Origin of the sequence: Zhongshania marina, assembly GCF_002915595.1 — a bacterium.
Classification (GTDB): Bacteria; Pseudomonadota; Gammaproteobacteria; order Pseudomonadales; family Spongiibacteraceae; genus Spongiibacter; species Spongiibacter marinus_B.
This window is the reverse complement of record NZ_PQGG01000028.1, coordinates 110,047-124,695: the sequence shown is the minus strand read 5'-3', so window position 1 is coordinate 124,695 and position 14,649 is coordinate 110,047. Positions and strand designations below refer to the sequence as shown.

Below are 14,649 nucleotides of genomic sequence, written 5' to 3'. Positions count from 1 at the left end.
CGATTATTTAAAAAAAGAGTCGCCATTTGCCGCCATTTGGCGAAGGCTTTCTGTTGGGTGATATAAAGGCCCAAGCGCCGCATAGCGATCGGCCATTTCACAAAACGCTTTCACACCCATTTGGTCGATATAGCGCAATGCGCCACCGCGGAATACAGGGAAACCAATCCCCATAATCAAACCCATATCAGCATCAGCCGGATCTCGTAAAATACCCTCATCAATGCAGCGTACTGTTTCAATACACATGGGGATCATCATGCGCGCGATAATGTCATCATCAGACAATTCCACGGCAGATTGCTTAGCGGATTCAGCCATTGCCAGCGCGGTGTCGTCCTCGCACTTCTTGGGCTTGCCCTTGGCATCCTCTTCGTAGCGATAAAAGCCAATACCGTTTTTCTGGCCATAGCGTTTGGCTTCAAACATAAGTTGCGAAATACCGGTAAAACCGTGACGCATACGGTCAGGGAAACCTTCAGCCATGACTTCCGCAGCGTGGTAGCCGGTGTCGATACCCACAACGTCCATAAGATAGGCAGGCCCCATTGGCATACCGAAGCCTTCCATTACCTTGTCTATTTTGCGGAAGTCGCCACCATCTCTCACCAACATGTCAAAGCCGGCAAAATACGGGAACAGCACGCGGTTCACATAGAAGCCTGGGCAATCATTAACAACAATCGGGGTTTTACCCATCTGCAAGGCGTATTTCACAACTTTGGCAATAGTTTCATCGCTGGTTTTTTCGCCGCGAATAACCTCTACAAGTGGCATTGCGTGCACTGGGTTAAAAAAATGCATACCGCAGAAGTTTTCTGGACGCTCCAGCGCTTCGCCTAGGTGAGTAATAGAAATTGTGGAAGTATTTGATGCGAGTACCGCATCCTTACGAATATGTTTCTCTGTCTCTGCAAGTACCGCACGCTTAACTTTGGCGTTCTCGACAACCGCTTCGACAACTACATCAGCCTTATCAAAACCGTCGTAAGTCAGCGAGGGGCGAATGCTATTTAGTACCGCTGACATCTTATCAGCAGACATCCGACCGCGGGATACGCGCTTGGCAAGCAATTTACCCGCCTCCTTCATGCCCAGCTCAATACCGGCCTCGGCGATATCTTTCATTAAAATAGGCGTGCCCTTATAGGCCGACTGATAAGCAATACCGCCACCCATAATGCCCGCACCCAAAACAGCAGCTTGTTTAATCTCGCCACCAGTTTTGGCAAAGCCACGGGCGGCCTTGCTCACCGCCTGCTCGCTCAAAAACAATCCGACCAAGGCCGCAGACTGGGGCGTACGCACCAATTTAATAAAATGATCAATTTCAACCTCGATGGCTTCAGCTCGACTTAAGCCAGCGTTACGCTCCATCGATTTAGCCGCTGTCAACGGCGCTGGCATATGACGCCCCGCCTGTTGCGCAACCATTGCCTTACCGGTTGTAAACGACATCATGCGCTCAATGTCATTTAACTTAACCGGTGAGGTTTTCTCGATGCGGCGCGCTTTGTAATCAAACTCACCCGCAATCGTGTTTTTCAGCAGATCTAGCGACGCATCGCGAAGCGCATCCGGGGCAACTACGGCATCAACACCGCCGTCTTTAAGTGCCGCATCTGGCTTCTGATGATTACCGGTCGCCACCCACATCATTGCGTTATCGCAACCGATAACACGGGGCAAGCGCACTGTGCCGCCAAAGCCTGGATTAATACCCAGCTTCACCTCTGGCAATCCCACTATCGCCGCTGATGACATCACGCGGAAGTCACAGGCCAAACACATTTCAAAACCGCCACCCAGAGCGACACCATTGATGGCCACTACGGTTGGAACAGGCAGATCCTCAAAGGCATTAAACACATCATTAGCCTTGCTTGCCCAATCGCGCAAATCCGCATCTGGCAATTTAAATAATTCGGTAAACTCGGTGATGTCTGCACCAACGATGAATACTGATTTACCGCTGGTAACAAGAACACCGGTCAACTTGGGCTCGGCCGCTAAAGCCGCAGTCGCTTCGCCCAACTCTTGCAGGGTTACGCGATTAAATTTGTTTACTGAATCGCCCTCTAGGTCGAAACAGAGTTCCGCAATGCCTTCTTCTAGGTACTTTGCAGTTAACGCCTTGCCTTGATAAATCATTTTATTTCCTCAAAGTGAGTGGTGGCGGCGGCATTTGCCATATATTTCATGTTTACCATGTAAACATTGGATGCTAAAACTACCGTATTCGGAAATTCTTGGCAAGCAAAGCCGCAATTTAATCCGTTAAACACGCCGGATCGAAACGGTACTCCTCCTGCAACCATGCGCAAATTTCGTTGGCTACCGGATGCTGTATTTCACTGTATGTTTTAATTAGGTTTTGTTTTTGCTCAAGGTTCATGGCATCTAGGCCAGAATACTGAAATAAGCCAGCGTCACGTTTTAACAGTTCGGAAAGTGCCGGCGGCAAACCTTCTAATACATTATTAAACGCCGCTATCGGGTCGTAGCCCGCCTCTCTCGTATAAACCTCCGCTAGGGTGGGCAAAACGAGCAGTGATAAATGAAACTGGTTCATCGGATTTATAGCATGCCCGCTGCACCACTGCGCCATTTCATATGGGCGCCCGTCAAATGCAGCAAGATGCAAAAATCGACTGGTTTTACGGCCGTCATTGACGGGATAGTTATCCCAAATCAAGGGTTTTCTGCCCAAAACCTCCGTCGCACGGCGGCAGTCCTCTGCTGAATAGCCGCTACTGATGACGCGATTCCCCGTCCACAGCAGCTCAACTTCTTGAGAAAGTCCCGCATTCAAATCCTTGAAATAATTTTCAGGACAGGCGCCAAACAGCTCCTCCAATATGGGATCGAAACTGTAATAACTTGGGCACATCGCCAACTCGACGCCAGGCATTAAGCGCTGAATATCATTGACCACTGCGATCTGATTTCGCGCTAAATGCCGGTTTCCTGCGGGCAGATCATCGAATAAAACCCATAATATATCGGGTTTAAGAGATTGAATTTCTTTAATTTTATTTTCTAGTGCAAGCTGTTTATCAACATCGTACTCAGCTTGCAAACCTACCGGTGACAAGCCCAGCCCCCACTTCAATCCAGCGGCGTGGCAATGCTGCGCAAGGTTTTCTAAATTCGCGCGATGGCTTGTAGTAAATGGCTGTGCCCAGTTATTGCGCAGACTCGCATCGCCTTTTGGCGCGTAGATGTAACTCGCGTACTGCCATTGTGCAAGTAATTCCGGCAACGCAAAACGTTGCACCCAGCTCCATTGGCGACCATAAAAACCTTCAATAATCGACCGCGTAAAAGGTTTACTCATAGAGCCCCACAGTTTAGAAATTATCCGCGATAATAACGCTGCTCTACAAAGGGCGACTGCCTGATAGTAAGCGGTATTTGCTTGCCTCTCACGCTTGCAAATATGGCATCACCGGAATCCATGGCCGCAGTGGACACATACGCCATCACCATAGGCCGCCCGATACTGGGACCAAAACCACCGCTACTAACGCGACCAACAACAATGCCGCTGGCGTCAACAATCTCAACACCCTCCCGCACCGGAGCCCGCCCTTCAACGTCGATGAGTACGCGCTTGTCCTTTGTACCATGACTAAGTTGCGCTTCGATGACCGCCGCGCCGGGGTAGCCTCCGCTGCGCTCACCACCCGGGCGCCGAACCTTGGAAATAGACCACAGGAGATTGGCAGATATCGGGCTGATTGTATCGTCCATATCGTGGCCATAAAGGCATAAGCCTGCCTCTAAACGCAGTGAGTCTCTCGCACCTAAACCAATAAATTCCACCTCAGGCTGCGACAGTAATATACGGGCCAAAGCCTCTGCGTCAGCGGCGCTAAGCGAAATTTCAAAACCATCTTCGCCGGTATAACCAGAACAACTTAACCAACAGGAAATACCCTCGATTTCGCAGCTAGCCGTATCCATAAACGTCATTGTGGCCGTTTCTGGCGCTAGGCGCTTCATAACTTGGCGCGCAAGAGGCCCCTGAAGCGCCAACAAAGCCTGATCGTCGAGCATGGTCATTTCTATATCAGCTGGGAGATGCTTTCTCAGCCAGGCAAAATCTTGTTGCTTACAAGCCGCATTCACAATTAATAAATAGTGATCGCCACAGTTCGCAAACATCAAATCATCCAAAATACCGCCGTGCTCATTGGTAAGCAAACCATAGCGCTGGCGATTCAAGGGTAGCCCAATAATGTCCTGCGGCATGAGCTTCTCTAGCTCTGCGGCGACATTTTTGCCACTTACTTTAATTTGCCCCATGTGGGAAACATCAAATAAGCCCGCGGCACTGCGTACATGCAAATGCTCTTTCAGCACCCCCAATGGATATTGCACCGGCATGTCATAACCGGCAAAGGGAACCATTTTTGCCGATAGCTCGCGATGCAAGGCATTCAAGGGGGTAAGCAACAAACTCTCGGTGCTCAATGCACTATCTCCCAAACTGGAATGAACAAGTAAATATAGATGAAATTTTATTTGGCTAGCGGAAAAAGCCGCTCGAAATTCTGAGTGGTGTGCTGCAATACCTGCTGGTAGGACAGACCTTTTAACTCAGCCACACATTCCGCCACCTCAACCACGTATTTGGGCTCGTTCTTTTTGCCGCGGTATGGCACGGGGGCAAGATACGGCGAGTCGGTTTCGACTAATAAGCGCTCTATGGGAACGCGCCGCACAACCTCGCGTAGCTCGTCGGCATTTTTGAAGGTGATAATGCCCGAGAAGGAAATGTAGTAACCCATCGCCATTGCCGCCTCTGCCATTTCCCAAGATTCGGTAAAGCAATGCAAAACACCACCCACCTCTGGCTTGCCGTGCTCAGCAATAATCGCCAAAGTATCTTCGCGGGCATCACGGGTATGCACTATTGTCGGTTTGCCGCAGGTGGCGGAAACCTGCAAATGCTGGGCAAAACTACGCTGCTGATCTTCCTTGCGCTCACTGCTGTAATAGTAATCCAAGCCCGTTTCGCCAATCGCAACCACCTTGGGGTGATCGGCAAGTTCGCTCAAGGTTTTTACCGAGCAGATCTCGTCGCTAATATCTAAGGGATGCACCCCAACCGAGGCGTATATCTGCGGGAAACGCTCAGCAATACCCACAACTGCAGGCGCGTTATTTAGATCTATCCCAATGCACAGCATTTTAGAAACACCGCGCTCAGCTGCGGCTTGAACAGCTAAGTTCAAATCACCGCCGTAGGGCTTCAAATCAATACGATCTAGATGACAATGACTGTCTACGAGCATGAAATATCCAATTATTTGCCGACCGGAACCGGTCAGCGATGAATTTACATTGTGTGGGTGGGCTTGTCTGACTCGATAATACCGGCAAGATAGGATTCAATTTTTTTATTCGCAACGCCGTCGCCACCAACGAATTGCACACCTATTCCGGCTGCCCGATTACTCTGGGCGCCCCGCGGTGTAATCCACACTACTTTACCGGCGATAGGCAGCTTTTCTGGCTCATCCATCAGAGTAAGCAACATAAATACTTCGTCGCCTACTCGATAAGGCTTAGTGGTTGGTACGAACAAACCGCCGTCGCGAATGAATGGCATATACGCAGCGTAGAGAACAGCCTTGTCTCTGATCGTGAGAGATAAAATACCGTTACGTGCACCTTGCGCACCACTCATAGATCTAACCTCATTCAGCCAATTGCGGTTGTGCCGACACTATACCAATATGCTTACGATGCCGCACGATTTTGGCACAAGGCCATCCACTCTAAAAAGAGCGTTTCTAAAATCAAACGTTTATTCAGCGCCACCCCACGCGCAAAGCTGGCCCGCAACTCCAAGCCCCGCTGCAGGGTATGCATGACCAATTTACTGGGTAGCGCTTTGAAAGAATGCCATATCTCTGACTGTAAGGGCTGGGAGGCAAGCTGATGCCGCGATAATTCCATTAAACGTGCGCACCACCAGTCTAGTAACTGCACAATGTCCTGATCAAGCAATTCATCAGCGATTTGCAGAGCTGTTTTGCGCCCCTCATACATCGCTAGCAAGCCTGCATCGTAACGATCTCTGAGAGCCAAGCCATCATTTTCAAAAGTTTGCCGAGCGGCCAAGGGGCGACCACCGGTTTCCATTAGCAATTTATTAGCTAAAGCCTGATCGCCAACATAATCGCGCAACCAAGACTCTGCTAATCCTGCATCTGGTATGCCAAACCGCAGTTGAACGCAACGTGATCGAATGGTGGGTAACAGCTGGCTGCTGCTATGGCTTACCAACACTAACAGCGTTCCCGCGCTTGGTTCTTCTAGTGTTTTAAGCAAGGCATTAGCGGTAAATACATTCATCGCCTCGGCGGGATGAATAACGACTATTTTCTTACCGTTGTCACGGTGAGCATGCTGGGCAGAAAAATTTTGCAGGCTTCGTACTTGATCAATACCGATTTGACGCTTGCCCTCTTCCGGACAGATTTCCCGATAATCGGGGTGGCTAGCATCAATTTGAAAATGACAGCTTCGACATTCACCGCAGGCCGCTAATTTGCTAGGTGACTCACACAGTAAAAATCCCGCCAGCGCCTTAGCAAATCTAAGCTTACCAATGGAATCTGGGCCCGCCAGCAATAAGGCGTGGGGCAAACGTCCGGATTCAATTAAGCGCTGCAAATCCTGCCATTGATTCATTTGCCAGGAATAGGCCACCACCGGCTCAGCCATGAGCACCGCCATTATAGCGTTCGATTAGCGGTTTTAAGGCCAGCGCTATTTCACGCTGCACTGTGTCCAGTTCGGCGCTGGCATCAACCACAGCAAACCGAGCCGGCTCCCGCTCAACCCGCTGCAAATAGGCACTGCGAACCTTGTCAAAAAACACCTGCTTTTCCTGCTCGAAGCGATCTAGCGCGCCCCGCGCACCGGCTCTAGCCATACCGATATCAACCGGCGCATCCAATAAGAGCGTACAGTCTGGCCTTAAACTACCTTGCACTAATTCTTGTAGCTGTTCTATCGCCGCCTCGGACAAACCGCGACCACCACCTTGATAGGCAAATGTGGCATCTGTGAATCGGTCACACAACACCCATACACCCTTTGCCAACGCCGGCTCAATCAGACTTTTTAAATGTTGCGCTCGCGCTGCAAACACCAGCAATAACTCGGTGAGCTCACTCATAGACTCATCACGAGGCACGACCAGCACATTGCGAATCTCTTCAGCCAAAGGTGTGCCACCCGGTTCTCTACTGACGATATGAGGAATATTAGCCTTATCCAATAAGGTTTGAATAAACGCAATATTGGTCGATTTTCCAACACCTTCCGTGCCTTCGACCGTGATAAAACGCCCTCTCACTTGCTCGCTCATTTATTTCTCCGGGGCAGGTGGTGCGGAACGGTAATTAGCCTTGCGTCGGTTCAGCTGATAGTGCCTCACCGCCGCCTCATGTTCCTTCAAAGTTGCCGAAAAAGCATGTGTACCATCGCCCTTCGCAACAAAGAAAATGGCATCGCCCTCAGCTGGATGTAAGGCCGCATGAATAGCCTCCCGCCCCGCCAAGGCAATCGGAGTTGGCGGCAAGCCAACTTGGCGATAGGTGTTGTAAATATTGCCATCGTCGCGCAAATGGGAGCCGCGTAGATTCCCGTCAAAACTAGTGCCCAAACCATAAATAACCGTGGGATCAGTTTGCAAGCGCATGCCCAATCGCAGCCTACGCACAAAGACCCCAGCGATTTCAGCACGCTCTTCAGGCACGCCAGTTTCTTTCTCAATAATCGAGGCCATAATTAGTGCTTCATAAGCACTTTTATAGGGAAGATTAGCGTCGCGGGCCTGCCACTCATCGTTCAATACACGCTCCAAGCGCTTATAGGCCCTGAGTAAAATCGCGCTAGGTTCGTCGCCAAGATGGTAATCGTAAGTATCGGGGAAGAATAAGCCTTCAGGTTTTGGCGACAGCGGTTCGGCAATGCCGAGCAGCTCCCAAATACTTTCATCATTTATCAGCTCTTGCTGCTTTAACAGGCTCTGATTATTTAAATGGATAAATACCTGAGCGACCGTCCAACCCTCTAACAAGGTAAGCTGATGACGAACAACATCGCCAGCCCGCATCATCGCCAAACTTTCCCCAAGGCTAATGCCCTGCTCAAAACGGTATTCCCCAGCTTTGATTTCAGCAACCGCAGGATTTATACGCCCATATAACTTCAGAAGCTGCGGATTGCTTATCCAATCACGCTGATGCAACTGATTGATCATCGCGGAATATCCGGTGCCTGGGGCCAAAACAAACACTTCACTTGCATCGGCCAAAGGCAGCTCTTTATTTAGATTGGTATTCAAATACCACGCGGCAGCGAGCATTGTCAAAATGAGCGGAAAAATGACCGCCAAAGCAGCCTTGAATAGTTTAAACATAGAAGTAGGTATCAAATTCCCGCTGCAATAGTCGGCTTACTGGGCCTATGGATTTATGCATACACTCTATTTTTTTAACAGGCCAAAGTCCAAAAACGCTATTACAGACAAAAACCTCTTCAGCGCGCTGCAGTGTGGAAATACCAATATCGCGAATGCGAACTTCGATTCCCAGCTTAATTGCGTGTTTTATAATATGCTGCCGCATAATGCCGCGTACGCCACCCTGACTCAAGGATGGCGTTATCAAGACATCGTTAGCAACACAAAACACATTGCTGCGACTACCTTCCACAATTAATCCCCGCTGCATCATAAGGCCCTCGGGATAACCGCGCCGCAAAAGCTCTTCCGCTGCGAGCACCTGCTCTAAGCGATTTAAGTGCTTAATTCCCGCCAACTGGGTCTGCTCTGAAAGCGAAGTTTGGCAAATTGCTAAATCTATCCCCCGCTCCCAAGCATTGCGGTTTTGTGTGTAATTAGACACGCTAACAATACGCTCGGAGGGCGCATGATGAGGCGTATAGCCCCGCGAAACATGGCCGCGAGTAAGCACAATTTTTAACACTGCGAATGGCTGGTCAATACGCGTCAATAATAATGCACAATCCCGCTTTAATTTAACGAGGTCGCAGGGAATAGCTAACTGCTTTGCAGCCTCGGACAGCCGGCACAAATGATCTTCCAACCACAATGGCCTAGAGTCTCGAACAAGTATCGTCTCAAACAGGCCGTCACCGTAGGCTAAACCACGGTTTTCTGCTGAGATATGCTCTTGAAACTGACCATTAATCAGCGTTAAGCCCAGCGCCCCTGCCATTAGTTTTGTAATTGACCAAACAATAAGCTGCCATTAGTGCCGCCAAAGCCAAAGGAATTAGACAGGACGTAAGCGATTTTGCGTTGCTGGGCGGTATTAGGAACGTAATTCAAGTTACAGCCATCGTCAGCCTCGCCCAAATTAATCGTTGGCGGTGCCACTTGATCCTTTAGAGCCAATATAGAAAATATCGCCTCAACGGCACCGGCAGCGCCGAGCAAATGACCAATCATCGATTTTGTTGAACTCACCGCCACCTTTGCAGCGGCTGACCCCATCAACTGCTCAATAGCCTTACTTTCTGCTATATCGCCAGCCACGGTTGAGGTGCCGTGGGCGTTAATGTAATCAATTTGCTCAGCATTTAATTCGGCATCATGAAGTGCATTCTGCATCGCCGCGCGAGCACCTCGGCCATCTTCTGGCGGCGATGTCATATGAAAAGCATCGCAACTCATACCAAAACCTAATAATTCAGCGTGAATACGTGCACCGCGACGCTTGGCAAATTCGTATTCCTCCAGCATCAACATGCCCGCACCGTCACCCAAAACAAAACCATCGCGCTGTTTGTCCCAGGGGCGACTAGCTGCCTGGGGATCGTCGTTGCGGGTAGACATAGCTCGAGCAGCGGCAAAGCCACCTAAGCCAACCGGAGTGGTCGCCATTTCAGCGCCCCCCACTAACATCGCGTCGGCATCGCCGTAGGAAATCATCCGTGCAGCGACCCCAATATTATGAGTACCGGTGGTACACGCCGTAGTGATGGCGACGCTCGGACCTTGTAAATTATGTTTAATCGCTAATACACCAGCCACCATATTGATAATGGCTCCGGGTACCGTAAAGGGAGACAATTTGCGGGGGCCGCTTTTGTCGATGGTAACGCGGCTATTTTCAATTAAGCCAATACCACCGATACCGGAGCCAATAGCAGTACCAATACGATGAGCATTCGCGTCGTTAATTTCGATACCAGAATCAGATAAGGCCTGCTCGGCTGCTGCCACACCATAATGGATAAACGGATCGAAGCGTTTAGCCTCTTTTGGTGACATATAGCTTGCGATGTCAAAATTCTTAATTGCGCCGCCAATACGGGTAGCGAATTCAGATACATCAAAGCGGTCTATCATGGCAATACCACTTTTGGCTGCCAAAATGTTTTGCCATGTCTCTGCCACTGAATTTCCTAGCGGGCTGATCATACCCATGCCAGTGACGACAACTCTTCTTTTTGCCATAAATCCCCCCGTAATCCCTTTATGCCATTATACGCAATATTCTCCCTGTGGATGTTATGCGTTCGGGCATAAAAAAAGCCGCCCTACATTACATAGAAACGGCTTTTTAAACGGCTAGGCCGTTATATTATACTTACTGTAGGTTTTCTTTGATGTAATCAATAGCTAAACGAACAGTAGTAATTTTTTCTGCTTCTTCGTCAGGAATCTCAGTTTCGAATTCCTCTTCGAGAGCCATTACCAGCTCAACAGTATCCAGAGAATCCGCGCCCAGGTCTTCTACGAATGATGCAGACTCTGACACATCTTCTTCTTTAACACCTAGTTGCTCTGCAACAATCTTCTTGACGCGCTCTTCAATGCTACTCATGGTCGTTGGTGACTCCTAATTAAAATTAAAATTTTAGGGCTGCTGTTTATTTTGCAGAAGGGTAAAACCCTATACAAAACCGCAGCCGCCGAAATCGTGTTTCATACTGCTAGCACTTGGGCGCTCATTCTACCGCGACTAATGCCGCTTGTGCATAGCAAAATATGAAAAATTCACATTCAGGACAAAAAAACCCTTCCTGAACAAATGTTTACGCCATATACATGCCACCGTTTACATGGATCGTTTCACCGGTAACGTAGCCCGCAGCATCACTTACCAAAAAGGCAACAACAGCTGCGATTTCCTCTGGGCTACCAAGACGCTGTAATGGAATCTGGGTCTTTAGCGCATCACGCTGATCATCGCCCAGCTTTTTGGTCATATCGGTATCGATAAACCCCGGTGCCACACCATTCACGGTAATACCACGTGAGCCAATTTCACGGGCTAAAGCACGGGTAAAGCCATCCATACCTGCTTTAGCCGCCGCATAGTTCGCTTGACCTGCATTACCCATCGCACCGACAACAGAGCTTATATTAACTATACGACCCCAACGCGCCTTGGTCATACCGCGCAGACATGCCTTACTTAAACGGTAAAGCGAATTGAGGTTGGTATCGATAACGTCATACCATTCGTCATCTTTCATACGCAGCATAATATTGTCTTTGGTAATACCGGCATTATTAATCAATACCGATGGTGCACCGTATTGCTCGCCGATCGCCTTAACCACGGTCTCTACTGACTCAGAGTCGGCAACATTCAACAACATGCCCACACCTTCAACACCTGACTCTTTAAAATGAGCGCTAATAGCATCGGCGCCATTTTGCGAGGTTGCTGTACCAACAACCGTATAGCCCATTTTTCCGACGGCAATCGCAATGGCCTGCCCTATTCCGCGGCTAGCGCCGGTTACTAATGCAATTTTTGCAGTCATGCCAAACTCCTTAATAAATTTATTTTCCCAAACAACAAATTAGGCGATAGATTCCAAGGCTGCGCTAAGGCTTTCTGGTGAATCGATATTGCTGCAATTCAGTGATTTGTTAATGCGCTTATTCAAGCCGCTAAGCACTTTGCCTGGGCCGCATTCAATTGTGTGAGTAATTCCTGCGGCAAGCATCGTTTCGACACAATCAACCCACTTAACCGCGCTGTAAATTTGCTCTACCAAAAGAGCTTTAATCACCGCTGGATCAGATTCGGTTTTGCCATGCACATTGTGCACAACAGGAATGTTAGGTTGTTGCACGCTAATATCAGCAAGTGCCAAGGCCAATTTATCGCCCGCAGGACGCATCAAAGACGTATGGAACGGTGCGCTTACAGGTAGCGGCATGGCACGCTTTGCGCCTGCGGCCTTCAATAGCTCAATTGCCTGATCAACGGCCGCTACCTGCCCAGCAATGACCACCTGACCTGGCGAGTTAAAATTCACCGCCTCAACCACTCCAGTGCCGGATGCCTGAGCGCAAATTTCGACAATCTGCGCGTCTTCCAAACCCAATACCGCAGCCATCGCACCCTCACCTACCGGTACCGCCGTTTGCATATATTGACCACGCGCACGTACCAAGCGCACCGCATCAGCAAAATTCAAGGCACCAGCACACACCAGCGCAGAAAACTCACCCAAACTATGCCCTGCTAATAATGAAGGCCGCAATCCACCCTGCTCGCACCATAAGCGCCATACTGCAACGCTCGCGGTCAACAAAACTGGCTGAGTAGTTTCGGTAAGATTAAGCTGTTCTTGCTCGCCGTTCTGAATCAGATCCCACATATCGTAAGCAAGCGCTTCCGACGCCTCTGCAAACGTGTCTTTAATTATACTAAATGACTCACCTAATTCGGCCAGCATACCGACTTTCTGAGAACCCTGACCTGGAAAAACCAGTGCAAGCTGCTGAGTATCCATTATGTCTTCCTTTTTAACGTCGAGTTATTAAGATTCAGTTGTGTGTAATTGGCGAGCAATAGCCTGCGTCAAATCACCATCCACCGCGCGCGCTGCTTGGTGAATTGCTGCCTCAAAACTTTTTACACTAGAACCGCCATGGCTTTTTATGACCACGCCATTTAAGCCTAATAGAGCAGCGCCATTGTAACGCTCGGGATTAATGTCTTTTTGAAATGCATTTAATACCGGCTTAACCACCAGCGCCGCCAACCTGCCATACAGGCTTTTCATAAAGGTTTCTTTTAATTGGCCGCGTATAAAATTAGCCGTGCCCTCACAAACCTTAAGAGCAACATTACCGGTGAACCCATCGCACACCATAACGTCGATATTTTCAGAAAAAATATCGTTCCCTTCGGCAAAGCCAATGTAATTGAGACGGGAATCGGCAGATATCAGCTCGGCCGCTTCTTTTACTACAGACGTGCCTTTAATTAATTCTGCACCGACATTTAACAAAGCCAAGCGCGGTGCATCGCGCCCATCTAATGCATTAGATAGCGCCGCTCCCATCACCGCAAATTGGTATAAATGCTCAGCATCACACTCAATATTCGCACCCAAATCAAGCATGAGGGTATAGCCGTTTTTAGCGGGAACCGGTGCACAGATAGCTGGACGACGAACACCCGGCAAACGATCCAAAATAATACACCCCATCGCCACTAACGCACCGGTATTACCTGCACTGACAACACCTGCAACATTGCCGTCACGAAGGAGTTCAAGGGCACGGTACATAGAAGATTGTTTTTTGTATCTAAGGGCTTTAGAGGGCAGATCGTCCATGGCCACAACATCGGGGCTATGACAAATTGACAGTCTCGCGCTGTCGTAATTGCTAGCAAGTAGAGATGATCGAATGGCGGCTTCATCACCGACCAAACAAATATGAAGGGCTGAATTTTGATTCAGCGCATTGAGCGAGGCAGAAATAGATGAGCGAAGACCGTGGTCTCCGCTCATTGCATCAACGGCTAATCGCAGCTGCGATGCCACGCAAATATTTAGTCGTCTTTACCAGCAACAACTTTGCGGCCGCGGAAAAATCCGTCCGCAGTCACATTGTGACGAAGATGCTTTTCGCCGCTAGTCTGATCAACAGACAGAGTTGCACCAGTCAGTGCATCATGTGAACGACGCTGACCGCGACGTGAACGGGTCACTTTACTTTTTTGAACAGCCATGGCCTAAAAATTCCTCGTACTAAAGATTAATCGCGGGGCTTTAATTGCCCCAATATAGCAAACGGCTTATCACCTTCCTCTACGTCTTGAACAACCTCAACCGGTTCGGGCTCAGGTATAAATTCGCGACACTCTTCGTCATGAAAACTGACAAAGGGAGTATTTATGATTAACTCTTCTTGCAACAAATCAGCGAGCACTAGACTTTCCTCTTCCAAAATCAAAGGATCCAATGATTTTGGCAGCGCCTTGGCCTGCTCATCCGTCCACACGATAGCTAAATTAAATTCAGCTTCAATGCATATAGGCATCGGGTTTAAGCAGCGCTGACAAATAACTTCAACCTGCGCAACCGCGTTGCCTTGTATGCACTTAAACCCCTGCTCATCTCGAAAAAAACGCAAATCAACGTCTACCGAGCCGCTGTTATTGGCGAGACCGGCAACGAAAAGATCGAGGCCATCAACTTGTCGATAAGCATGAATTTCCATGCCAGACGCAACAAATTTACGAGCATCAACAAACTTGGGCAGGGGCTGTCTTTGCATAGGCGCGCAATCATAGGGACTTCGCAGTCTATTGTCAAAGCAAAAACACCCGTATTATTGGGGGC

At 49.1% G+C, this 14,649-nt stretch carries 16 protein-coding genes; all 16 read right to left on the bottom strand.

The genetic code is table 11. The features are described from left to right. Positions 1-3: 3 nt before the first annotated feature. Positions 4-2,151 carry a fatty acid oxidation complex subunit alpha FadB gene (gene fadB / locus C0068_RS11850; RefSeq protein ID WP_103684692.1) on the bottom strand — a complete coding sequence of 716 codons (2,148 nt, stop codon included), beginning with the start codon at positions 2,149-2,151 and terminating at the stop codon, positions 4-6. A gap of 118 nt (positions 2,152-2,269) precedes the next feature. Beyond that, complete coding sequence (locus tag C0068_RS11845; RefSeq protein ID WP_103684691.1) at positions 2,270-3,337, bottom strand: beta-N-acetylglucosaminidase domain-containing protein; 1,068 nt, start codon at positions 3,335-3,337, stop codon at positions 2,270-2,272. A 20-nt stretch (positions 3,338-3,357) separates the two neighbouring features. Beyond that, positions 3,358-4,476, bottom strand: coding sequence for a glycine cleavage system aminomethyltransferase GcvT (gcvT, locus tag C0068_RS11840; protein WP_103684690.1), 1,119 nt, complete (start codon positions 4,474-4,476; stop codon positions 3,358-3,360). Between the two features lie 47 nt (positions 4,477-4,523). Beyond that, complete coding sequence (locus C0068_RS11835; protein ID WP_103684689.1) at positions 4,524-5,300, bottom strand: TatD family hydrolase; 777 nt, start codon at positions 5,298-5,300, stop codon at positions 4,524-4,526. Positions 5,301-5,344: 44 nt separating this feature from the next. Further along, on the bottom strand, positions 5,345-5,695 hold the full coding sequence (locus tag C0068_RS11830) for a PilZ domain-containing protein (protein ID WP_103684688.1): 351 nt from the start codon (positions 5,693-5,695) through the stop codon (positions 5,345-5,347). A gap of 53 nt (positions 5,696-5,748) precedes the next feature. Further along, entirely contained in the window at positions 5,749-6,738 is a 990-nt protein-coding gene (locus C0068_RS11825; RefSeq protein WP_158249982.1) for a DNA polymerase III subunit delta', read from the bottom strand. Beyond that, the gene (gene tmk / locus C0068_RS11820; protein WP_103684686.1) at positions 6,731-7,387 is read right to left on the bottom strand and encodes a dTMP kinase; all 657 of its coding nucleotides are present in this window, start codon (positions 7,385-7,387) and stop codon (positions 6,731-6,733) included. Before tmk ends, C0068_RS11825 begins: the two co-directional genes overlap by 8 nt. Continuing rightward, entirely contained in the window at positions 7,388-8,443 is a 1,056-nt protein-coding gene (mltG, locus tag C0068_RS11815; protein ID WP_103684685.1) for an endolytic transglycosylase MltG, read from the bottom strand. It lies immediately after the preceding gene. Next, positions 8,436-9,263, bottom strand: coding sequence for an aminodeoxychorismate lyase (gene pabC / locus C0068_RS11810; protein ID WP_103684684.1), 828 nt, complete (start codon positions 9,261-9,263; stop codon positions 8,436-8,438). The genes mltG and pabC overlap by 8 nt, the downstream gene beginning before the upstream one ends. Further along, the gene (gene fabF / locus C0068_RS11805; RefSeq protein ID WP_103684683.1) at positions 9,263-10,507 is read right to left on the bottom strand and encodes a beta-ketoacyl-ACP synthase II; all 1,245 of its coding nucleotides are present in this window, start codon (positions 10,505-10,507) and stop codon (positions 9,263-9,265) included. The genes pabC and fabF overlap by 1 nt, the downstream gene beginning before the upstream one ends. A gap of 133 nt (positions 10,508-10,640) precedes the next feature. Then, positions 10,641-10,877, bottom strand: coding sequence for an acyl carrier protein (acpP, locus tag C0068_RS11800; protein WP_103684682.1), 237 nt, complete (start codon positions 10,875-10,877; stop codon positions 10,641-10,643). A 211-nt stretch (positions 10,878-11,088) separates the two neighbouring features. Next, positions 11,089-11,826 (bottom strand): 3-oxoacyl-ACP reductase FabG, encoded by a 738-nt coding sequence (gene fabG, locus C0068_RS11795; protein ID WP_103684681.1) that lies wholly within the window; start codon positions 11,824-11,826, stop codon positions 11,089-11,091. 39 nt (positions 11,827-11,865) lie between these two features. After that, the gene (fabD, locus tag C0068_RS11790) at positions 11,866-12,807 is read right to left on the bottom strand and encodes an ACP S-malonyltransferase (RefSeq protein WP_103684680.1); all 942 of its coding nucleotides are present in this window, start codon (positions 12,805-12,807) and stop codon (positions 11,866-11,868) included. Positions 12,808-12,834: 27 nt separating this feature from the next. Further along, a complete protein-coding gene (gene plsX / locus C0068_RS11785; RefSeq protein WP_103684679.1) occupies positions 12,835-13,848 on the bottom strand; it encodes a phosphate acyltransferase PlsX in 1,014 nt (337 codons plus the stop codon). An 8-nt stretch (positions 13,849-13,856) separates the two neighbouring features. Continuing rightward, complete coding sequence (gene rpmF, locus C0068_RS11780; RefSeq protein ID WP_103684678.1) at positions 13,857-14,036, bottom strand: 50S ribosomal protein L32; 180 nt, start codon at positions 14,034-14,036, stop codon at positions 13,857-13,859. Positions 14,037-14,062: 26 nt separating this feature from the next. Next, complete coding sequence (locus tag C0068_RS11775; protein WP_103684677.1) at positions 14,063-14,584, bottom strand: YceD family protein; 522 nt, start codon at positions 14,582-14,584, stop codon at positions 14,063-14,065. Between the last annotated feature and the right edge of the window lie 65 nt (positions 14,585-14,649).